Raw genomic sequence first — 20,203 nt, 5'->3', positions numbered from 1 at the left:
ATCAAGATCAAAAGATCGCAGCCTTCGGCAGCTCCTACAGGGGTTGTGGTGTTTCTTCAGGCGAATTTCACCAGGTTCAAAATCGGCAAAGGTCCGCCCGGGAACTGCGCCAGCCGCGCGCCGACACTCAATTCCCCCAGATCGATTCCCAAGAAGCCCAAGCGCTCGATCAGTGCCGCCACTTGAGCTTTCGCCTCGGCATCATCGCCAGACAAAAACAGCACCCGTTGCCCACCCTCCGCTGCCGGATCGCTTTCCAGAAAACGCGCCGCCAGGTGATTGAACGCTTTCACCACCCGAGCCCCTGGCACCCATTCGGCAAACACTTCGCTGGACATCCGCCCGTTTAAATCCACCGCTTTGTACGACGGCGCCTCAATCGAGTTATTGGCGTCGATGACGATCCGCCCGGCGAAATCCGGCAGACCGCTCAGCGCCGTCGGCAACTTCGACCAGTTGACCGCGACCAGCACAATCGGCTGTGCGGCGGCTTCTTCACGAGTACCGGCTCGCGCGGTGGGGCCAAGTTCTTCGACCAAAGCGCTCAGCGTTTCCGGTCCACGGCTATTGGCGATGACCAGTTCGATTCCTTGACGCGACAAGGCTCTGGCAAAGGCTGCGCCGATTGCACCGGCGCCGATGATTCCGATTGTGCTCATGATGATTCACTCCGAGGGGTTGTCGTTGGGGTGAATACTGGGCTTGCCATTGCGGCTTGATTAGACGGTAATGATTTGAATGATCTTCAAGCATTGCTATCAGGTGTTGTCCATGGAAACCCTCGCCAACCTCGAATCGTTCGTGCGCAGCGCCGAAACCGGCAGCTTTTCCGGCGCCGCACGGTTGCTCGCGCTGACGCCCGCCGCTGTCAGCCGCAACGTGGCGATGCTCGAACGCAACATCGGAGTGCGACTGTTCCAGCGTTCTACCCGCAAGCTGTCCCTGACCGAAGCCGGCGAACGTTTTCTGGCCAGCATTGGCGGCAATCTGCAAGCGTTGCAATGGGCAATCAGCGCGGTGAGTCACGACCACGGTGAACCGGCCGGGGTGCTGAAAGTCAGCCTCGCCCCGACCTTCGGCATCGGTCATATTTTGCCGCTGCTGCCAGCGTTCCTGGCGCGCTATCCACTGATTCGCCCGGAATGGCACTTCGAAAACCGCCCCGTCGACCTGGTTGCCGAAGGCTATGACGCGGCCATCGGTGGTGGGTTCGAACTGACGCCAGGGGTGGTGTCGCGGACCTTGGCGGCGGCAGATGTCGTGGCGGTGGCGTCACCGGCTTATCTGGCGGGGCGTACGCTGCCGGACAACCCGGCGCAGTTATCCCGACTCAACGGCATTGTGATGCGCGGCAGCCGCACCGGGCGGATTCGACAGTGGGTCATGCAGGACGGCGCAGGTCATGAAGCGTCGGCCAGCATGAACGAAAACATTGTGCTCAATGATCCGGCGGCGATGCGCGGAGCGGCAATACTCGGCTTGGGGGTGACGCTGCTCGTGCTGCCCGATGTGGTGGCGAATATTCAGCGAGGGGAACTGGTGCGATTGCTACCTGACTGGCACGCGGATGCGGGGCCGATCTCGTTGTATTACCCGAGCCGGGCGTTGATGCCGGCCAAGACCCGGGTGTTCATTGATTTTGTGGTTGAGGCGTTTCAGCGGGGTTGAAGATCAAAAGATCGCAGCCTGCGGCAGCTCCTACAGGGGATCGCATTTCCCTGTAGGAGCTGCCGCAGGCTGCGATCTTTTAGGGCCTCAAGCAATAAACTGCAGAATCAACCAGCTGTTGGCCCCACTGATCACCACAAACAACCCCCAAGCCAGCACCCGCGTCGGCAGCCGATTCACAAACGGCCCCATCAACGTGTGATCGCTGGTCATGCGAATCAGCGGATACAGCGCAAACGGCAATTGCAGGCTCAACACCACCTGACTCAACACCAGGAGCTTGCCGATGGCGTTGTCGCCCATCAGCCAGACGCCGATGAACGCCGGGATCAATGCCAGTCCGCGCGTGATCAGACGCCGCTGCCAGCAAGGAATCCGCAGGTTCAGGAAGCCCTCCATGATCACCTGCCCGGCGATGGTGCCGGTAAAGGTCGAACTCTGCCCCGAGGCCAGCAACGCGACGCCGAACAGCACACTGGCCAACGCCCCGCCCACCAGCGGATCGAGCAAGTGATACGCATCCTGGATGTCCACCACGTCGGTATGACCGGTCTTGTGGAACGCCGCCGCGGCGAGAATCAGGATCGCCGCATTGACCAACAGCGCCAGGGCCAGGGAGCCGATGGTGTCGATACGCGCCAGTTTCACCGCATCTTGCTTGCTGGCCAAGTCCTTGCCGATCAGCCGGGTCTGTACGATCGAGGTGTGCAGGTACAAGTTATGCGGCATCACCGTGGCACCGAGAATGCCGATGGCCAGGTACAGCGGCGCCGCATCGGTGATCGCCGACAGCGATGGCGTAAACCCACGGGCGACGTCCGGCCAATAGGGCTTGATCAACAGCAGCTCGACGAAAAAACACACGCCGATGGTGCTCACCAACACCAGCATGATCGCTTCCAGTCGGCGGAAGCCACGGTTTTGCAGGGCCAGCACCAGCAGCGTATCGAACGCCGTCAGCGCAATGCCGAACGTCAGTGAACAGCCCAGCAACAGGTGGAACGCCAGCGCACAGCCGAGCACTTCGGCGAGGTCGGTGGCGATGATCGAGATTTCCGCCAATACCCATTGAGTGCGCGCCGTCCGCGTGCTGTAGCGTTCGCGGGACAATTGCGCCAGATCGCGCCCGGTGGCGATGCCCAGCCGCGAACACAAACACTGCACCACCATCCCCGCCAGGCTCGCCAGCAGCACCACAAACAGCAGGCTGTAACCGAACCGCGAGCCGGCCTCGATGGCGGTCGCCCAGTTCCCCGGGTCCATGTAGCCGATGGACACCAGCAAGCCCGGCCCGGCAAAACGCAGCATCCGCTTGAAGAACGAGGCGCCGGGATCAACGATAACCGTGCCCGCCACTTCCGGAGGGCAAAACGGCGCCGTGGCGATTTTGGGCAAACTGAATTTCACGTGAAGGTCCGTCAACAGGTGGGAGAGGCAGCTTAGACGTTTCAACGTACACACAAAACCCTGTAGGAGCTGCCGCAGGCTGCGATCTTTTGATCTTCAGCAATTTCAGCTCTGCCGAAGATCAAGATCAAAAGATCGCAGCCTGCGGCAGCTCCTACAGGGGTTGGGTTGTGCCCAGTAGTTGCTGGCGCAGTTCGGGATTGCGGGTGCGGGGGTCGAGCCAGATATCGAAGAAGGCCCGGGCGAACTTCGGGTCTTTCACTTCATGCTGCAATTGTTGGCCGACAAAAAACTGCGCGCCCTGCCCCGGCAAATACACGCCGGTGATACGCGTCCCCGCTTGCACATCGACGAACGACTGTTGCATCTGCGCCTGCCATTGCTTGAGTTGCTCGGCGCTGACCGAACTGCCGCAAAGGCGTTTGATTTCATCGACGCTGGCCTGCACCAGATCGTCCCGGGAAATCGTGCGCTGGTAGATCAGCTCCAGGGCAAACGGCTGATCGGAGGCCAACGGCCGCGTCGCACTCCAGAGCCGGGCGTTGTAGACATCGAACCCGAACAGCCGAAACTCGCCGGCGCCGATGACCTGCGCGCCCGGTAGTGCTTCCTGCCAATTGGCCAGCGCCTGGGTCCCGAGCAATGCCAGCAGCCAAAGGCAATGTCGTAGAGGTGGTCGTGAGCGGTTCATGGCAGGTTCGACTCAGCGCGGAGTTCATCTAAAAACTTATACGCGAAATAAGAGACTGTACATTTTTTAGCGATTTGTATTTTTGTATACAAAATCAGCCCATCTATTGCGCAATGTCGCGTGTGCAATGCTAACGTTGCCACCTCACACAGATCGGAGATGCGTGCGTGTTAATGCTCAAACTGCTGGTGATTCCCGGATTTCTGTTGCTGATTTCCCTGGCGGGCAAGCGCTGGGGCCCCAGCGTGGCCGGCTGGTTGTCGGGATTGCCGGTGGTGGTCGGGCCGATTCTGTTCTTCCTTGCCATCGAACAAGGCCAGGCGTTCGCCGCTCAGTCAGCGACGGCGGCGTTATCGGCCATGTTCGCGATGATTGCCTTCTGCGTGACCTACGCCCAGGTCGCACAACGCGCGGGCTGGCCGTGGGCGCTGGCGATTTCGCTGATGGTCTGGGCCACGTCCGCCGTGGTGCTGTCGTTGATCCCGCCGTCCCTGACCTTTTCAGTCATCGCCGCTGCCAGCGCATTGTTGGCAGCGCCCTACCTGTTCCCGCAGGTAAGGCCCATCGTTTCCGGCCCCGCGCCTAAATCCGACAAACTGCTGCTACGCATGATTGCCGGTGCCCTGCTCACCCTCGCCGTCACCTTGCTGGCCAGCACCGTTGGCGACCACTGGAGCGGGCTGCTCGCGGTGTTCCCGGTGCTGGGCAGCGTGATGGCGGTGTTTTCCCAGCAAACTCGGGGCGCAGCCTTCACTGCCGCCTTGCTGCGAGCCACCGCCACCGGCATGTATTCGTTCGCGGCATTCTGCCTGGTATTGGCGCTGGCCTTGCCCGGCTTGGGGCTGAGCGCGTTCGCCGTGGGCGTCGCGGTGTCGGTGGCGATGCTCGGGGTGACCCGGCGTTTGCTGGCAAAACCGGCGAACCCCACGGCGGACGCTGGACGTACGGCAATCAAGCGCTAAGCTCCTCCAAGTCATCGGGCCAGGATGGTTGCCCGCACATTGCGCTGAAGGAACAGACATGACTCAGCTCCGAAACGCTTCCTCTGCGACGGCCGTCGGCGTGATCGCCATCGTGCTCTGGTCCTCCCTGGCCCTGCTGACCACTCTCACCGAAGGCATTCCGCCCTTTGAACTGCTGACGCTGGGTTTCGGCGTGGCGTTTGTCGCGAGCCTGGTGATTCTGGGTCGACGCGGAATGGCCGGTTTCAGCAGTTGGCGACAACCCTGGGCCGTATGGGCAACCGGGTTTGTCGGGATTTTCATTTATCACGCGTTGTACTTTTTCGCGCTCAAAGCGGCCCCGGCGGCAGAAGCCAGCCTGATCAATTACCTTTGGCCGCTGTTGCTGGTGTTGCTCTCGGCATTCGCGGCGGGCGAAACCCTGCACAAACGGCAAATGCTCGGCGCCATGCTGGGCCTGGCCGGCACGGCGTTCATCATGCAGCAACGCGTGCCCGATGCCAGCGCCGCGATGCCGAACGCCGGTTATCTCGCCGCGTTCGGTTGTGCGCTCATCTGGGCGGGTTACTCAGTGTTCAATCGCCGGTTCAGTGCCGTGCCCAGCAGCATCATCGGCGGCATTTGCGGGATGGTCGCCCTGTCGGGACTGGTCTGCCACCTGGCCTTCGAAACCACGGTACAACCGGATGCAAGCCAGTGGACCGCAATTATTGTCCTCGGCCTGGGACCGGTCGGGCTGGCGTTTTTTGCCTGGGACTACGCCACCAAACGCGGAAGCCTGGCGACATTGGGGGCACTGTCCTACCTGGCGCCACTGATGTCCACGCTGCTGCTGATCACCGTTGGGCGCAGCCCTGCCAGTCCGATGTTGATCATCCCGGCACTGCTGATTATCGCCGGGGCAGTGATTGCCACGACGCAACCGGCCAGCAAGACCACCACAACACCTTCGATCGTTTCGCACGAATAAAGCGAAAAGCTTGTACGTCAATCGAACGGGTTTCGCCCACCATCAGCCTCAGTTCCTAACCCGACATTGACTGAGGCCTACACCATGAAATTCTTTTTCCACCCTTCGCCGAACCCGATGAAAGTCGCCTTGCTGCTCGAAGAGCTGCAAACACCTTACGAACTGATCGGCGTCGATACCTTCAAGGGCGAACAACACTTGCCGGCCTTTTTGGCGATCAACCCGAACGCCAAGGTTCCGGCCCTGGTCGACGGCGACGCCACCGTCTTCGATTCCCAGGCGATCCTGCTGCACCTGGCGCAAAAGCATCAGCGCTTCCTGCCGACCTCCGCCGCCGGCCAAGCCGAACTGCTGTCATGGCTGATGTTCATCGCGACCGGCCTATCACCGTTCTCGGGCCAAGCCGTGCACTTCCTGCACCACGCACCGGAAGACCTGCCGTACGCGAAAAATCGCTATCTCAAGGAAGTCGAACGCCACTACCGCGTTCTGGACCAGCGCCTGGCCGACCACCAATACCTGGCCGGCGACACCTACAGCATCGCCGACATGGCACTCTGGGGCTGGGCCAATTACGCGCCGTACATCCTCGGCGAGAACGGCCTGGCGGCGTACCCGAACGTCAAGCGCCTGTTCGATGAAATCAGCGCCCGCCCGGCGGCACAACGTGCCCACGGCTTGAAAGATCAACTGGTGCTGAAGGCGGAGTTCGACGAAGAAACCCGCCGTAACTTGTTCCCGCAAAACCAGGCGCAGTAACCCACCGAAAAAACAGGCGCAATAACTCTGTAGGAGCTGCCGAAGGCTGCGATCTTTTGATCTTGTTTTTAAACGACAAGATCAAAAGATCGCAGCCTGCGGCAGCTCCTACAGTGTTCGGCAGCTGCTACAAATCGTATTCCATGGGATGATCGCCCTCACAGCGCGACCATCCCTGGAGAATTCAAATGTCATTGTTAAGTAAAAAAGCCGCCGTCCTGTTGCTGATGGCGGTTGCCAGCCTGGGGACTTTGAATGCGCAGGCTGCCAAGGCCACTTCCAGCGAGGCGCCGGCACAAAAGGTCTCGATGCTCGGCGGCAAGTTCACGTTCACCCTGCCCAAGGGCTTCATCGCCAACCCGCTACCGTCCAGCCCCACGGGCGCGAGCGGCACCATGTACAGCAACGAAACCACTAAAACCGTGGTGATTGCCGCTGAAAACAACCTCCCGGCCGGCGTCAAGGTCAAGGACAACGACGGCGCGTTTCTCGACGGCACCGTGGCCGACTTCGACACGTCGCAGCGCAAGGCCCTGCCCGATTACAACAAGTTGAGCGAAAAAAGCCTGACTCAAAAAGCGACCGGGCTGGGCATTCGACAAGTCGACGGCACCGCTAAACAAGGAGGAGGCATGACCCTCAATTCGACGCTGATCGCGGCATCCGGCACCCGCATGGCGGTGGTTCAGGTCATTTCCCGCCCCGCCGACATGGCCGCCCACGAAACGCTGATCAAGCAAATCGTCAGCGGCAAGTAAGGCTCAGGGGTTGAGGCGCTGCAGCCAGGCATTCAAATCCTGTATCTCCTCGGCACTGATGTTATGCCCGACACCGGGGTAGGCATGAAACTCAGGCTTGAGTGACAGGCCCTGCAACACACGGTCGGCGTCAGTGCCATCTTTGTAAGGCAGGCGTTTATCCGCCGTGCCATGCCCGATGAAAATCGCCAGCGCCTGGCGTTTTTCGTCTGGTTTGAGCCCGGACTTGAGCACCGGCAAAATCCGCCCGCTCAACGCGGCAATCCCGCCCAATGCCTCGGGATGACGCAGGCCAACCTCGTAGGACATGATCGCGCCCTGGCTGAAGCCCACCAGGAACACCTTGTTCGCCTCGGTGTGATATTTCTTCGCCGCCTGTGCGACAAAATCCAGCAGCAGCTGGCCGCTGGATTTCAGATCGTCGGTCTCACCGTTGTAGGCGCCGTCGCCCTTCTTGCGAAACCATTGGTAGCTGCCCTCTTCCATCACTATCGGCGCGCGCACCGACAGGAAGGTGTATTGCGCGGGCAACTCATCCTTGATGCCAAACAGATCCTGCTCGTTACTGCCGTAACCGTGGAGAAAAATCACCAGCGGTTGCTCGCGCGATTCAGGGTTGGCCTGCTCCAGGTACTTGAGCGGCAGATCGGTTTGCAGCGGGGTTTGGGCGTGGACCGTGGCAGACAACACCAGCGTGAGCAGAGCGAGAAACTTCAACATAAACCTTCCTTCACAGCGCGCAGAATTCGAGGCGGAGCCTAACACCCTCCATCAACAATGCGCCTGTAGGAGCTGCCGCAGGCTGCGATCTTTTGATCTTGTTTTTTTAAATGCAAAATCAAAAGATCGCAGCCTGCGGCAGCTCCTACAGGGTCAGAGTCATTCAGTCGTTGATCAGTTTTCCGGCCCGGATCGGCTCGCGCCCGGCGACTTTTGCCTGCCAAGTGCCCGGCTGGGTATAGCGGCCACGATCAATCGCAAACAACACGCCGCTGGTCCCGGCGCAAACGGTGGTGTTCCGGTCGCTCAAGGGATCAACCACTTCAAACAGTGCATCCCCCTTCTCCACCCACTCACCGGAGTCGCGCAAGAAACTCACTACGCCGTGATGCGGCGCAAACAGGTATTGAGTGCCCTCGAACGGCATGCCCTCACAGCATTCGCTCGGTGCCGCCGGCCAGTTGCCTTTGATGAAGCCTTGCTCGGCGAGGAATCCGAGAATCGCCTCGCAATTGGCCTGCGCCTGGTCGACCCGGGTATCGCCCATGCTGCCCAATTCGAGCGTGGTCGCCAGGTTGGCCGGCGGAATCACGGCGTTGGGAAAAGCCCTGGCCAGACGCAACCACGGCGAAGAACAGGATTCGTCGAAAGAGCTGCCACCGGAATCTTCGCATAACAACGCAACAGCCGCCTTCAAGCGCGCCGCCAGTGACTGCCATTGCGGCCAATGTTGCGGCAAGGCGTAAATGTGAATGGCTGCGTCGAAATCGCAATGCAGGTCGAGGGTGATGTCGGCGTCGCAGGCGTGGCGCAGCAACAGGCGGTGCATGGCTTCCAGCTGCGAGGCCGGGGCCGGCAAGTCGTCGAGGACCTGGCCCATGGTCTGGCGAATCAGTGCAATGTTGGCCGCCGCGTCGTTGCCCAGTTGCTCGCCGATCAATTCGGCCACCGGCGCACTGAGTTCAACGAACGAACGGTTGAAGTTCTTGCCGCTGCCCAGTTCAAAGCGCCCCATGTGGCTGCCTTGCAGGTGCTGGTCGAGGCCGATGGGGTTGGCCACCGGAACCAGCTCTATCACCCCTTGCAACTGGCCCTGGGTTTCGAGTTCAGCCAGGCGTTTCTTCAGTTCCCAGGCCGTGCGCATGCCCGGCAATTCGTCAGCGTGCAGGCTGGCCTGGATGTAGACCTTGCGGGTGCCGGCGCCATAACGAAACACGCTGAGTGTGCGTTCGGTCCCGAGGTGGCTCCAGGGCAATGAATGGTCGATGCGTTGCATGGGGAACTCCTGAAATCTTAATTGCACGCTGATCCCTGTAGGCGCTGCCGCAGGCTGCGATCTTTTGATCTTGATCGTTAAAAAACAAGATCAAAAGATCGCAGCCTGCGGCAGCTCCTACAGGGGGGTGCTGGTAGCGTAAATCATGAGCATAAAAAAAGTGGCGACCGCGTCAACGGTTGCCACTTTTTTTGAAAGGCGCTGTTACTCGCCGTAAACGTCAAACTTGAAGTACTTGTCCTGCACTTGCTTGTACTTGCCGTTGGCGCGGATTTCGGTAATGGCCTTGTTGAATTGCTCGGCCAGGGCAGTATCGCCCTTGCGCACGGCAATGCCGGCGCCGCCACCGAAGTATTTCGGATCGTTGTACTCAGGACCGACGAACGCGAAACCTTTACCGGCGTCGGTTTTCAGGAAACCATCGTCCAGGTTGACCGAGTCGGCCAGCAGCGCGTCAACGCGGCCAGACACCATGTCCAGGTTGGCTTCCTGCTGCGAACCGTAGCGCACCAGGACAATGCCGGCCGGTTGCAACACTTCAGTGGCGAAGCGGTCGTGGGTACTGGCGCGCAGCACACCAACCTTCTTGCCCTTGAGTTGGGTCAGCGGATCCTTGACGTCGGAGCCTTCCTTCATCACGAAGCGCGCCGGGGTGTGGTAGTACTTGATGGTGAAATCGACGTTCTTTTTACGGTCGTCAGTGATGGTCATGGACGACAGGATGGCGTCGATTTTCTTGACCTTCAAGGCCGGGATCAGGCCGTCGAATTCTTGCTCGACCCACGTGCATTGCACTTTCATCTGCTCGCACAGTGCGTCGCCGATGTCGACGTCGAAACCGGTGAGTTTGCCGTCAGGGGTTTTCATCGAAAATGGGGGGTAACCGGCTTCGATACCGATGCGGATCGGCTTGGCGTCTTCGGCCACGGCGGTCAGGGACAACATCGACAGTGCCAGGGCACCGAACATTACTAGCTTCTTCATTTATAACTCCTGTGTACGGAGGTTTTTATTGGCAGCGTTCGAGTGGTAGCTTTCGGTCAGAGCTTTATTGTGCGTAACGACCGAAGTGGGCGGCAGTCTAGAGCGGCTTCAGGAGGGTAAATTGTGTTGAAGCGACAAATACTTACGAAAAGGTGGCGAGTATGAAGGGGGCGATACATACGTTAAACCTGATCCAGCACCACCCCGCCGAAGGTCCGGGAGCCATTGCCGACTGGGCTACCTCAAGAGGCTTGACGCTAAACGTATTTCGGGCCGACCTCGAACAGTTGCCGCCAGTGAGCGGGGAGCCGGTGATTCTGCTGGGCGGACCTTACGAATCCAACGCCGGGCCGGCGTGGCTGGCAACCGAACGCCAGTGGCTGGCGGGCAGCCTGGCTGAGGGGGCGCCCGTGTTCGCCATTTGCCTGGGGGCGCAATTGCTGGCACTGAGCCTGGGCGGGACGGTACGGCGAATGGGTCAAGTCGAAACCGGCTGGACCACCGTGAACGGTGCCGACGGTTCGTCGTTGAAGGTACTGGAATGGCACGAAGACGCAATCGACCTGCCCTCCGACGCGCAATTGCTCGCCAGCAGTGAGCAATGTGAAACGCAGATGTATTGCTTCGGGCCAGCGCGGGTGGGATTGCAGTTTCATCCGGAATGGAATGCGGCGTCGGTGGCCATTCTCAACGCGCATTTTGCCGATGAATCGCCGTTGCCACGGGAGCCGCAGGACAGCGCCGCCCATGCAGCCGTTTTTGACTGGTTGCAGGCGACGCTGGATCAGTGGTGGTCAGCGGCAAACACATAACCTGTAGGAGCTGTCGAGTGAAACGAGGCTGCGATCTTTTCGGCTACATCAACATTCACAACCAACGGACGTCGTTTCCGGACGTTGCACCACAACACTCAACTCAAACCCTTCATCCAGCCACCCGGTCACCCCGCCGATCATCTCTTTGACCGGGTACCCCAGCGCCGCCAGTTTCACGGCGGCCTTGTTGGCGCCGTTACAGTGAGGCCCGGCGCAATAGACCACGAACAGGCTGGTTTTCGGGTAGGCCGCCAGACCTTCGGCGATCAGCAGGCGCCCTGGAATGTTGATCGCGCCTGGCACGTGCCCCCGCTCGAACGCCAGCGGACCGCGTACATCGACGAGGACAAAATCCACATCCCCGGACTGTTGGCTGCCATAGACGTCGGAACAGTCGGTTTCGAAGGTCAGACGGTTGCTGAAATGCATCAGGGCGATGGCCGATGGGGCGGCGGGAATGACGCGGACCAGGCTGGTCATGGGTTGTACTCCAAAGTCTCGGTGGGTGTAGGAAGACTTTATCCGTCCGCCGGTTGACGCTACAGTGGCGCACAAGACACTCACCGGGAACTTTCCGCCAAATGCAGCCCACCCCTGGATTGGTCGCGATTCTGGCCTACGACGGCCTCTGTACGTTCGAGTTCGGCATCGCCGTGGAGATCTTCGGCCTGGCGCGGCCAGAGTTTGATTTCCCGTGGTATGCGCATCGCATCGTCGCTGTAGACCCGGGTCCGATGCGCGCCATGGGCGGCATTCAGGTGTTGGCCGATGGCGGCATGGAACTGCTCGAAGACGCCCGGACCATTATCATTCCCGGCTGGCGCGACCGCAGCTCGCCGGTGCCCGAAGCGTTACTCATAGCCCTGCGCCAGGCCCATGCTCGGGGTGCGCGATTGCTGTCGATCTGCTCGGGGGTGTTCGTGCTGGCGGCCACCGGCCTGCTCGATGGCCTTGGCGCCACGACGCACTGGCGTTACACGGCCGAACTGGCCGAGCGTTTCCCGAATATCCTGGTCGACCCGGACGTGCTCTATGTCGACTCGGGCCAGTTGATCACCTCGGCCGGGAGCGCGGCCGGCATTGATGCCTGCCTGCACCTCGTGGCGCGGGACTTCGGTACCCAGGTGGCGAACTCGGTGGCGCGGCGACTGGTGATGTCACCGCAACGTACCGGCGGCCAGGCGCAATTCATTCCGACACCGGTCAGCCCTACGCCACGCAGCGATCTTTCCCGCGTGATGCAGTGGGCCCGTGAACGCCTGGATAAACCGCTGGAGGTTCGCGACCTGGCCAGTGAAGCGGCGATGAGCGAGCGGACATTCCTGCGCCGATTCACCGAAGCCAGTGGCCTGTCCCCCAAGACATGGTTGCAACATGAGCGCTTGGGTCGCGCCCGTGAGTTGCTGGAAAGCTCGAGCCAGAATACGGAACAGATTGCCGAGCGCTGCGGTTATCGCTCGGTCGAAAGTTTCCGCGTGGCGTTTCGCAGCGTGGTCGGCGTGCCGCCATCGGTGTATCGGGAGCGGTTTGGGCGGGAGGTCAAAGCCGGATCTTGAGGTGTCGGTGACGGCCTCTTCGCGGGCAAGCCTCGCTCCTACAGGACATGGTTAACCCGTAGGAGCGAGGCTTGCCCGCGAAGGCGGCCTCAAGGCTTGCGCAACAGGTAAGTATCCATAATCCAGCCGTTGGCCAACCGGGCAGCCTTGCGCACCCGCTCAATTTCCTCCGCCACATCCTTGAGCTTGCCACTGATTAGAATCTCATCCGGCGTTCCCAGGTAAGCCCCCCAGTAGATCTCTGTCTGCGGATCCGCCACATGATGGTAGGAATCTTCCGCATCAAGCATCACCACCAAACTGTTAGCATCGCTGACCTGCCCCGCCGCCAACCGCCGGCCGGTGGTGATTTCAATCGACCGCCCGATTTGATTCAACGGCACCTTATGCTGCGCCGCCAAAGCCTGGACGCTGGTGATCCCGGGAATCACCTCGAACTCAAAGACACACCGGCCAGACGCCAGGATCGCCTGCAAGATCCGCACGGTACTGTCGTACAACGCCGGGTCGCCCCACACCAGAAAACCGCCGCACTGGTTGTCGGTCATTTCCTCATTGATCAGCCGTTCGAAGGTCCGCTGCTTGGCGGTGTTCAGATCCTCGACACTGGTCTTGTAGTCCACATCGCCGCGTAAACGCTCCGGGCTATGGGCTTCAACAAAGCGGTAGTCACTCCCCGTGATGTAGCGTTCGCAAATCTGGTGGCGCAAGTCGATGAGCTTGTCTTTGCTCTGGCCCTTGTCCATGAGAAAAAACACGTCGACGAGGTTCAGCGCCTTCACGGCCTGCATCGTGATGTAGTCGGGGTTGCCGGCACCGATACCGATGACCAGAAGTTTTTTCATTAACGCGTCCCTCCAGTGTCACTGCCCATCAAGCGCAACCGCCAGCGGCCGGTGAATCGCAATTCGATGGCCGACAGCGGCTCGACATCAATCAGGTTGTACGCCGCGCTGTGCAGCACGTGTGTCAGCGCCGCGCGAATCACGAACGGATGGGTGATGGCGACGAAGTGACCGGGCGTGGTCTCGAGAGTCGTCAGCCAAGCGGCCACACGCTGCCCGAGTTGCGTCACCGACTCGCCACCGTGGGGCACCGAATGCGGATCATCAAGCCATGCCTGGAGCGCCTCGGGTTCGGATTTTTGCAGATCATCGATTCGCATGCCTTTCCAGCGTCCGAAATCGCAATCCCTCAATGCCATGACCATTTCCACATCGTTACCGAACAACTCGGCTGTTTCCCGGGCTCGTCTTTCCGGGCCGCTGAGAATACGAGGCTTTTTACTGAATTGCGCAGCACGTGCGCCCCTTGCCGACTGCCAATCCATCTCCACCGGCTCATCCGTAGGAAAACGCGCCAATTTCTGTGCGACGGTTCTAGCGTGGCAGATCAGGGTCAAACGGGTCGCTTGCACGAAGGTTTACTCTGTCGATGGGGAATGGTTAACGACCTCACGCGGCCAATGCTCGGACAATTGTGCCGCAAGCAACAGGGTTGAGGGCGTTTCGTTTCAGTTTGCGGCATGGATAGAAGTCATATTTCACCCTTGAGAAATGGGTATCTCCGACACACCTTTAGGCAATGACCTACAAGGCCAATCTACGTACCTGTAGGCCCTATCATGCGGGCTTTTCGCCACGTTTCAGGGTTCGGTAAAACCACACAAAAATAAACTAGACAGGGAGCTGGCGTTAAATAAATACTCCTGCCGCGGAGGCCCAAATCAACGTGCGACTGTCCAGCAGGAGCCTGGATATTCTCTCTCAACGGTATGCATACCACCTACGCTTCCCATTGCCCGCCTCGTCCAATGGCTGAAAATAAGAGCGGCGTCTGACAAACAGTCAGGCATCCGCCGATGTATTGCATGGAAACCGACAGTGATAGTCAGGTTCGGTACTCACCACCGAGCCCTTTGATACAGGAGTGCATCCATGCTGGTCTTACGTCCAGTCGAGTTAACCGACCTGCCTCAACTTCAGCGACTTGCTCGCGAAAGCCTGGTGGGCGTCACGTCCTTGCCGGACGACACTGATCGCTTGCGCGAGAGAATTTTCGACTCCTGCGCCTCTTTCGAAAAAGACGTTGAGGGCCACGGCCCGGAGAGCTATTTCTTCGTGCTTGAGGATCTGGCGACCGAGCGCCTGGTCGGCTGCTCGGAGATCCTTGCCACAGCCGGGTTCAACGAACCGTTCTATAGCTTGCGCAACCGGCATTTCACCAGCGCCTCGCGCGAACTGCACATCGAACATGGCGTGCCGGCACTGTCGTTGTGTCAGGACCTCAGTGGCCACACCTTGCTGCGAGGTTTTCATATTGATGCGGCCCTGGTGCGAACACCGTATTCGGAGTTGCTGTCACGGGCGCGACTGATGTTCATTGCCGCGCATTCAGGCCGTTTTGCCGAAGCGGTGATCACCGAGATTGTCGGCTTCAGCAGCGATGAAGGTCGATCGCCGTTCTGGGACGCCGTGGGCAAGCATTTCTTCGACCTGCCCTATGTCGAGGCCGAGCGGCTCTGTGGCCTGGAAAGCCGCACGTTCCTCGCCGAACTGATGCCGCAATACCCGATCTATGTACCGATGTTGCCGCAGGCTGCACAGGACTGCATCGGACGGATCCATCCCGATGGCCAGGAGGCCTTCGATATCCTCGAACGCGAAGGATTCGAAACCAACAACTACGTTGATCTGTTCGACGGTGGCCCGACGCTGCATGCCCGCGTCTGCGGTATCCGTTCCATCGTCCAAAGCCAGACCGGTACGGCAAAAAGCGTGTCGACCATCGATGCGCGAGGCAGGTACCTGGTCAGCAACGATTCGCTGCAGAACTATCGCGCGATCGTAGCCGAACTGGACTACAACGGCGGGCAAACCGTGGCCTTGAATGCACAGATGTGTGCGGCCCTGGGCGTGACTGACGCCAGCCCGATCCGGCTGATCGCCCTGTGAGCAGCACCCACTCACGTACCGAACGAAACTGCCAGGACCGGCGCGAAGAAGGAACGGCGTCATGATTGTCCGGCCGGTTCACATCACCGACTTGCCCGCCTTGTTTGCGCTGGCGCGGCAAAGTGGCCGCGGGTTCACTCCCCTGCCAGCGGACGAAGACCGCCTGGCCCATCGGTTGCGGTGGACGCAAAGGACCTTCGCCGGACAGGTCGAGCGCGCGGATGCCGACTACCTGTTCGTGCTCGAAGACGATGATCAGCAAGTGGTGGGGGTCAGCGCCCTGTCAGGCGCGGTTGGCCTGCGCGAGCCCTGGTACAACTACCGGGTCGGTCTCACAGTCAGTTCGTCACCGGACCTGGGCATCCAGCGCCAGATCCCGACCCTCTTCCTGAACAATGAGATGACCGGGCAATCGGAACTCTGCTCGCTGTTCCTGCGACCCGATCACCGCCAGTGCAATAACGGTCGATTGCTGTCGTTGTCACGCTTGTTGTTCGTCGCCGAATTCCCTCACTTGTTCGGTGACAAACTCATCGCCGAGCTGCGCGGCCAGGCCGACGAACAGGGTTGTTCGCCCTTCTGGGACAGCCTGGGCCGACACTTCTTCAAGATGGATTTCAGCCATGCCGACCACTTGTCTGGATTGGGTAACAAATCGTTCATTGCCGAACTGATGCCACGCCAACCGCTGTACACCTGCCTGCTCACCGAACAGGCCCAGGCGGTGATTGGCAAGGCTCACCCGAACACCGAACCGGCCTTGAAAATCCTCACTGCCGAAGGATTTGCGCACAAGGGTTACATCGACATCTTCGACGCTGGCCCAGTCATCGAAGCGCCGGTTTCCAGAATCCGCACTGTGCGCGACAGTCAAGCGCTGACGTTGGCCCTCGGCACGCCGGACGATCGGGCACCCGTGTGGCTGATCCACAATCGTCGCCTGGAAAACTGCCGCATCACCGCAGCCAAGGCAAGGCTGGTGGGCAACAGCCTGATCGTCGACCGTCTCACCGCCAAACGTCTCCAGCTGCAACCCGGCGACTCGGTGCGCGCCGTGCCGTTACCCGGTCAGCAGCAACAGGTTGTGGCGGCCTGATCGACGGCGCTTCGTCGCTCGTGCAAATTCGTCATCATCTTCTCCCCTTCCGCGTGATAGCCTTTTAGTCCTTCGGCGTTGACACTTTTGCTCAAGCCTTTCCATTCCAATTGCAGTGGTGGAACTCGTATGTCCAGGCTCTCCCATCAAGATTTGCGCCGTAATTTTCGCGAATTGTTCGCTTCCAACACCTGCTATCACACCGCGTCGGTCTTCGACCCGATGTCAGCCCGCATTGCCGCCGACCTGGGTTTTGAAGTGGGAATCCTGGGCGGTTCGGTCGCCTCGTTGCAGGTATTGGGCGCCCCTGACTTTGCTCTGATCACCCTCAGCGAGTTTGCCGAGCAGGCCACCCGTATCGGTCGTGTCGCCCAGTTGCCGGTCATCGCCGACGCCGACCACGGCTATGGCAACGCACTCAACGTCATGCGCACCATCGTCGAACTGGAGCGCGCCGGCGTGGCCGCGTTGACCATCGAAGACACCCTGTTGCCGGCCCAGTTCGGCCGCAAATCCACCGACCTGATCGGGGTGGCGGAAGGCGTCGGCAAAATCCGTGCGGCACTGGAAGCCCGGTGTGATTCGGAAATGGCGATTATTGCCCGCACCAACGCTGGAATCCTGCCGATTCAGGAAATCATCAGCCGCACCAAGCAATATCAAAACGCAGGAGCGGACGGGATTTGCATGGTGGGCGTCCAGGATTTCGACCAACTGGAAAAAATTGCCGAGCACCTGAGCGTACCGCTGATGCTGGTGACCTATGGCAACCCGGCGCTGCGCGACGATAAACGCCTGGCCGAACTGGGCGTGCGCGTCACCATCGATGGTCATGGCGCCTACTTCGCCGCGATCAAGGCGACATACGACAGCCTGCGCGAGCAACGGCAGATCTTTACCCAGGCGTCGGACTTGAGTGCGACGGAGCTGACTCATACCTACACGCAGCCTGAGGAATATATCCATTGGGCGGAAGAGTTCATGAGCGTCAAGGAGTAACGAAACCCCGCGGCAGCACCCTGTAGGAGCTGCCGCAGGCTGCGATCTTTTGATCTTGATCTTGATCTTGCGATCCCTCTTACACCACCGTTCTAACCCCTCCTCCCGCTGTAACCAGCCCTACTTACTTCCCTTCGAAGTGTTGGCCAATTCCATAATCATCCGCGACAACAGATAAATCCGCGGCGCCACACTCTCTACCTCAGCGTATTCCTCTGGCGTGTGAATATTCCCGCCGACAATCCCGAACCCATCCAGCGTCGGCGTGCCCACACCGGCCGAGAGGCTGGCATCCGCCGCTCCACCGCTACCCTCTTCCGTCAATTTGCGGCCAATTTCGCCGTAAATCCCTTGAGCCATGGCCATCAACCGATCCGACTCCGCAGTCTGCGGCATCGGCGGCAACCCGCGCTGAAGGGTGGTAGTCACTTCGGTATCCGCAATCAGCTTGTCCTTCGAAACCCGCGCCAGATCCTTCTCGATCCGGTCAAATTCCTCCGGCACTGCCGCTCGCACGTCAGCCTTGGCCGTGGCCTGATCCGGAATCACGTTGGTCCGGTCGCCGGCCTTGAGCACGGTGAAGTTGATGGTGGTTTTTTTCTGTTCATCACCCAGTTTTCCGAGCTGCAAGATCTGGTGCGCCACTTCCATCGCGGCGTTACGTCCCAACTCTGGCGCAACACCCGCGTGGGCGGCCTTGCCTTTGACTTCCACCACCGCCGTGGCGCTGCCTTTACGCCACACCACCAAACCATCCGCCGGGCGACCGGGTTCGAGGTTGAGGGTCACGTCGTGTTCCTTGGCGGTGTTCTTGATCAGGTCGGTGGCAATGTCCGAGCCGGTTTCTTCGCTGGCATCAAGCAGGAAGGTGATTTGCGCGTAGTCCTTGAAGTCGAGGTTTTTCAGGACTTTCAATGCGTAGATGCCGGCAACGATACCGCCCTTGTCATCCATCACACCCGGCCCGTAGGCGCGGCCGTCCTTGATGCGGAAGGGCCGTTCGGCGGCAGAGCCTTCCTTGAACACCGTGTCCATGTGCGCCATCAGCAGGATTTTCGCCTTGCCTGTGCCTTTCAATGTCGCGATCACATGGCTACTTTTGTCCGGTGTGTTGGGTATCAATTCGATGGTGGCGCCAAGCTTTTTCAGTTCATCGATGGCAATGTCGCGAACCTGGGTCAGGCCCGGTTCATAGCCCGAACCTGAGTCGATGTTGACCAGACGCTCCAGCAATTTCAGGGCTTCACCCTTGTATTGCTCGGAATCGGCGAGGACTTGCTGGTGAGGTTCGGCGAATGCGCTGGGGGCAATTGCGCCGAGGGCGAGGGTCAGGCCAAGGCTGGTGGCCAGCAGGGAGCGCGGGAGTTTGAGCGTCATGAATCGATCCTTGTTTCGTGTCGGGGGGTGTAAAACACCCTACCTGACAACGGCGCAAGGCTCTAGACCGAATCAAGCAACTCATGCTGAGGTTTGCCGCCACTGCCACAGATCACGCGGTTGCGGCCGGTGGTCTTGGCTTCGTACAGCGCCTGGTCGGCATCGTTGAGCCATAGGGTCGCGTCGGTGTGGGTTGGGCTGAAGGCGGCCAGGCCAATGCTCAGGCTGACTTTCAGTGCCGGGCTCTGTTCGTAGCCCAGCGTGGCGAAGCGATCACGCAGGGCATCCATGGCCGTAGCGGCGCTATTGAGCGGCAGGTCCGGGAGAATCACACAAAACTCGTCGCCGCCGTAACGCCCCGCGACATCGGTTGCTCGCAGGTTCTGTTTGAGCATCTTGCTGAGCTGGCGCAACACGATGTCACCGGCGACATGGCCGTAGGTGTCGTTGATGGTCTTGAAATGGTCAATGTCGATCAGCGCAATCGCCCCGCCCTGATGTTGGCGTTGGCAACGTTGAAACTCGATCTCCAGCTGATCTTTCCAGGCGCCGTGATTGAGCAAGCCCGTGAGGCTGTCGGTACGACTCAGGGCCAGCAATTCGCGCTTTTGTCGCCCGAGGGTGTGGGCCTGCCGGAAGCAGATCCAGCCCAGCGCCAGCGGATACAGCCCCATCAAGGGTAAACAGGCGTACAGCTGCAATTGGCTGGTTTCAGGAATAAAGACCGGTCTGAAAATCAGATAGCCGACGCCGACGCCCAGTATTTGCGCGACACTGCCCGCCAACAGGAAACGCAAACCGCCGATGGCCACGTTGTTCATCGCCATCATCGAAATAGTGGTCGCACTGGGCAGCGGGTTGAATTGCATGGCGGCGACCCAGAAACCACCCAGAAAGGCGTCCACCAGCAGGTTGCGATGTTCAGCGTGATAAGGGACGTTGGAACGACGCGCCCATTGATAAGCCAGATGCGGCCACAGTAACGCATTGAACAGCATCAATCCCCAGACCCACGGCGCCGGGTCCAACGGGTACATCGACACGCTCACGCACAGCAACCCCAGCAATAAACCGAGGGTTCGCGATGTATAGAGCCTCCTGGCCAGTGAAATTCCCTTCACTCCCGCATTTCCCATAAGGGCCTCTGTGCCTCGGAACGAAACCTGATAACACCAAGGGTAGCGTGTGTGGTCGAAGTCTATCAGGGCAAC

At 59.9% G+C, this 20,203-nt stretch carries 21 protein-coding genes; 10 read left to right on the top strand and 11 right to left on the bottom strand.

Features of this window, described 5'->3' with window-relative positions; translation table 11 throughout:
* Positions 1-56: 56 nt before the first annotated feature.
* Positions 57-659 (bottom strand): NADPH-dependent F420 reductase, encoded by a 603-nt coding sequence (locus tag ACA052_RS10225; RefSeq protein WP_497649547.1) that lies wholly within the window; start codon positions 657-659, stop codon positions 57-59.
* A gap of 112 nt (positions 660-771) precedes the next feature.
* On the opposite strand from ACA052_RS10225, the gene ACA052_RS10220 reads away from it, so the two are divergent.
* The gene (locus tag ACA052_RS10220) at positions 772-1,668 is read left to right on the top strand and encodes a LysR family transcriptional regulator (protein WP_497650293.1); all 897 of its coding nucleotides are present in this window, start codon (positions 772-774) and stop codon (positions 1,666-1,668) included.
* An 87-nt stretch (positions 1,669-1,755) separates the two neighbouring features.
* Here the strand turns inward: ACA052_RS10220 and ACA052_RS10215 are convergent, their stop codons facing one another.
* Both ACA052_RS10215 and ACA052_RS10210 read right to left on the bottom strand, forming a co-directional pair.
* Positions 1,756-3,009 carry an Nramp family divalent metal transporter gene (locus ACA052_RS10215; protein WP_497650292.1) on the bottom strand — a complete coding sequence of 418 codons (1,254 nt, stop codon included), beginning with the start codon at positions 3,007-3,009 and terminating at the stop codon, positions 1,756-1,758.
* A 220-nt stretch (positions 3,010-3,229) separates the two neighbouring features.
* A complete protein-coding gene (locus ACA052_RS10210; RefSeq protein ID WP_497649546.1) occupies positions 3,230-3,766 on the bottom strand; it encodes a chalcone isomerase family protein in 537 nt (178 codons plus the stop codon).
* Positions 3,767-3,933: 167 nt separating this feature from the next.
* Between ACA052_RS10210 and ACA052_RS10205 the strand changes: the two genes are divergently transcribed.
* The 4 genes from ACA052_RS10205 (at position 3,934) to ACA052_RS10190 (ending at position 7,215) form a co-directional block, all read left to right on the top strand.
* Positions 3,934-4,728: a hypothetical protein gene (locus ACA052_RS10205; protein WP_497649545.1), complete on the top strand. Its 795-nt coding sequence runs from the start codon at positions 3,934-3,936 to the stop codon at positions 4,726-4,728.
* Positions 4,729-4,786: 58 nt separating this feature from the next.
* Positions 4,787-5,698, top strand: a complete 912-nt coding sequence (yddG, locus tag ACA052_RS10200) for an aromatic amino acid exporter YddG (RefSeq protein ID WP_497649544.1) — start codon at positions 4,787-4,789, stop codon at positions 5,696-5,698.
* Positions 5,699-5,782: 84 nt separating this feature from the next.
* A complete protein-coding gene (locus tag ACA052_RS10195) occupies positions 5,783-6,457 on the top strand; it encodes a glutathione S-transferase family protein (protein ID WP_497649543.1) in 675 nt (224 codons plus the stop codon).
* Between the two features lie 188 nt (positions 6,458-6,645).
* Positions 6,646-7,215 carry a DcrB/PsbP domain-containing protein gene (locus ACA052_RS10190; protein WP_497649542.1) on the top strand — a complete coding sequence of 190 codons (570 nt, stop codon included), beginning with the start codon at positions 6,646-6,648 and terminating at the stop codon, positions 7,213-7,215.
* A gap of 3 nt (positions 7,216-7,218) precedes the next feature.
* Here ACA052_RS10190 and ACA052_RS10185 read toward each other — a convergent pair whose 3' ends face one another.
* From ACA052_RS10185 to ACA052_RS10175, 3 genes are all read right to left on the bottom strand, one after another.
* Complete coding sequence (locus ACA052_RS10185; RefSeq protein WP_497649541.1) at positions 7,219-7,935, bottom strand: alpha/beta hydrolase; 717 nt, start codon at positions 7,933-7,935, stop codon at positions 7,219-7,221.
* Positions 7,936-8,098: 163 nt separating this feature from the next.
* Complete coding sequence (locus ACA052_RS10180; protein WP_497649540.1) at positions 8,099-9,211, bottom strand: succinylglutamate desuccinylase/aspartoacylase family protein; 1,113 nt, start codon at positions 9,209-9,211, stop codon at positions 8,099-8,101.
* A gap of 204 nt (positions 9,212-9,415) precedes the next feature.
* Complete coding sequence (locus ACA052_RS10175; protein WP_497649539.1) at positions 9,416-10,195, bottom strand: ABC transporter substrate-binding protein; 780 nt, start codon at positions 10,193-10,195, stop codon at positions 9,416-9,418.
* Between the two features lie 173 nt (positions 10,196-10,368).
* Between ACA052_RS10175 and ACA052_RS10170 the strand changes: the two genes are divergently transcribed.
* A complete protein-coding gene (locus tag ACA052_RS10170) occupies positions 10,369-11,007 on the top strand; it encodes a type 1 glutamine amidotransferase (RefSeq protein WP_497650291.1) in 639 nt (212 codons plus the stop codon).
* Positions 11,008-11,055: 48 nt separating this feature from the next.
* Here ACA052_RS10170 and ACA052_RS10165 read toward each other — a convergent pair whose 3' ends face one another.
* Positions 11,056-11,490: a rhodanese-like domain-containing protein gene (locus ACA052_RS10165; protein WP_497649538.1), complete on the bottom strand. Its 435-nt coding sequence runs from the start codon at positions 11,488-11,490 to the stop codon at positions 11,056-11,058.
* Between the two features lie 101 nt (positions 11,491-11,591).
* Between ACA052_RS10165 and ftrA the strand changes: the two genes are divergently transcribed.
* Positions 11,592-12,566, top strand: a complete 975-nt coding sequence (gene ftrA / locus ACA052_RS10160) for a transcriptional regulator FtrA (protein WP_497649537.1) — start codon at positions 11,592-11,594, stop codon at positions 12,564-12,566.
* An 89-nt stretch (positions 12,567-12,655) separates the two neighbouring features.
* On the opposite strand, the gene cobF is transcribed toward ftrA, so the two are convergent.
* Positions 12,656-13,411 (bottom strand): precorrin-6A synthase (deacetylating), encoded by a 756-nt coding sequence (cobF, locus tag ACA052_RS10155; RefSeq protein ID WP_497649536.1) that lies wholly within the window; start codon positions 13,409-13,411, stop codon positions 12,656-12,658.
* Positions 13,411-13,983, bottom strand: coding sequence for a histidine phosphatase family protein (locus tag ACA052_RS10150; RefSeq protein WP_497649535.1), 573 nt, complete (start codon positions 13,981-13,983; stop codon positions 13,411-13,413). The genes cobF and ACA052_RS10150 overlap by 1 nt, the downstream gene beginning before the upstream one ends.
* Positions 13,984-14,503: 520 nt before the next feature.
* On the opposite strand from ACA052_RS10150, the gene ACA052_RS10145 reads away from it, so the two are divergent.
* The 3 genes from ACA052_RS10145 (at position 14,504) to ACA052_RS10135 (ending at position 17,615) form a co-directional block, all read left to right on the top strand.
* Positions 14,504-15,520, top strand: a complete 1,017-nt coding sequence (locus ACA052_RS10145; RefSeq protein ID WP_497649534.1) for an arginine N-succinyltransferase — start codon at positions 14,504-14,506, stop codon at positions 15,518-15,520.
* Between the two features lie 61 nt (positions 15,521-15,581).
* The gene (astA, locus tag ACA052_RS10140; protein WP_497649533.1) at positions 15,582-16,616 is read left to right on the top strand and encodes an arginine N-succinyltransferase; all 1,035 of its coding nucleotides are present in this window, start codon (positions 15,582-15,584) and stop codon (positions 16,614-16,616) included.
* A gap of 129 nt (positions 16,617-16,745) precedes the next feature.
* Positions 16,746-17,615: an isocitrate lyase/PEP mutase family protein gene (locus ACA052_RS10135; protein ID WP_497649532.1), complete on the top strand. Its 870-nt coding sequence runs from the start codon at positions 16,746-16,748 to the stop codon at positions 17,613-17,615.
* A gap of 120 nt (positions 17,616-17,735) precedes the next feature.
* Here the strand turns inward: ACA052_RS10135 and ACA052_RS10130 are convergent, their stop codons facing one another.
* Entirely contained in the window at positions 17,736-18,992 is a 1,257-nt protein-coding gene (locus ACA052_RS10130) for a M20/M25/M40 family metallo-hydrolase (RefSeq protein ID WP_497649531.1), read from the bottom strand.
* A gap of 62 nt (positions 18,993-19,054) precedes the next feature.
* Entirely contained in the window at positions 19,055-20,128 is a 1,074-nt protein-coding gene (locus ACA052_RS10125) for a diguanylate cyclase (RefSeq protein WP_497649530.1), read from the bottom strand.
* Between the last annotated feature and the right edge of the window lie 75 nt (positions 20,129-20,203).

The sequence above is a fragment of the Pseudomonas sp. LBUM1644 genome, assembly GCF_059716195.1.
This window is presented reverse-complemented; position numbering and strand designations above follow the sequence as displayed.

What these genes read in the sequence shown, in the direction of transcription:
- ACA052_RS10225 (WP_497649547.1), bottom strand. Translation starts at nt 659, where the DNA reads ATGAGCACAATCGGAATCATCGGCGCCGGTGCAATCGGCGCAGCCTTT.
- ACA052_RS10220 (WP_497650293.1), top strand. Translation starts at nt 772, where the DNA reads ATGGAAACCCTCGCCAACCTCGAATCGTTCGTGCGCAGCGCCGAAACC.
- ACA052_RS10210 (WP_497649546.1), bottom strand. Translation starts at nt 3,766, where the DNA reads ATGAACCGCTCACGACCACCTCTACGACATTGCCTTTGGCTGCTGGCA.
- yddG (WP_497649544.1), top strand. Translation starts at nt 4,787, where the DNA reads ATGACTCAGCTCCGAAACGCTTCCTCTGCGACGGCCGTCGGCGTGATC.
- ACA052_RS10195 (WP_497649543.1), top strand. Translation starts at nt 5,783, where the DNA reads ATGAAATTCTTTTTCCACCCTTCGCCGAACCCGATGAAAGTCGCCTTG.
- ACA052_RS10190 (WP_497649542.1), top strand. Translation starts at nt 6,646, where the DNA reads ATGTCATTGTTAAGTAAAAAAGCCGCCGTCCTGTTGCTGATGGCGGTT.
- ACA052_RS10185 (WP_497649541.1), bottom strand. Translation starts at nt 7,935, where the DNA reads ATGTTGAAGTTTCTCGCTCTGCTCACGCTGGTGTTGTCTGCCACGGTC.
- ACA052_RS10180 (WP_497649540.1), bottom strand. Translation starts at nt 9,211, where the DNA reads ATGCAACGCATCGACCATTCATTGCCCTGGAGCCACCTCGGGACCGAA.
- ACA052_RS10175 (WP_497649539.1), bottom strand. Translation starts at nt 10,195, where the DNA reads ATGAAGAAGCTAGTAATGTTCGGTGCCCTGGCACTGTCGATGTTGTCC.
- ACA052_RS10165 (WP_497649538.1), bottom strand. Translation starts at nt 11,490, where the DNA reads ATGACCAGCCTGGTCCGCGTCATTCCCGCCGCCCCATCGGCCATCGCC.
- ftrA (WP_497649537.1), top strand. Translation starts at nt 11,592, where the DNA reads ATGCAGCCCACCCCTGGATTGGTCGCGATTCTGGCCTACGACGGCCTC.
- cobF (WP_497649536.1), bottom strand. Translation starts at nt 13,411, where the DNA reads ATGAAAAAACTTCTGGTCATCGGTATCGGTGCCGGCAACCCCGACTAC.
- ACA052_RS10145 (WP_497649534.1), top strand. Translation starts at nt 14,504, where the DNA reads ATGCTGGTCTTACGTCCAGTCGAGTTAACCGACCTGCCTCAACTTCAG.
- astA (WP_497649533.1), top strand. Translation starts at nt 15,582, where the DNA reads ATGATTGTCCGGCCGGTTCACATCACCGACTTGCCCGCCTTGTTTGCG.
- ACA052_RS10135 (WP_497649532.1), top strand. Translation starts at nt 16,746, where the DNA reads ATGTCCAGGCTCTCCCATCAAGATTTGCGCCGTAATTTTCGCGAATTG.
- ACA052_RS10130 (WP_497649531.1), bottom strand. Translation starts at nt 18,992, where the DNA reads ATGACGCTCAAACTCCCGCGCTCCCTGCTGGCCACCAGCCTTGGCCTG.
- ACA052_RS10125 (WP_497649530.1), bottom strand. Translation starts at nt 20,128, where the DNA reads ATGGGAAATGCGGGAGTGAAGGGAATTTCACTGGCCAGGAGGCTCTAT.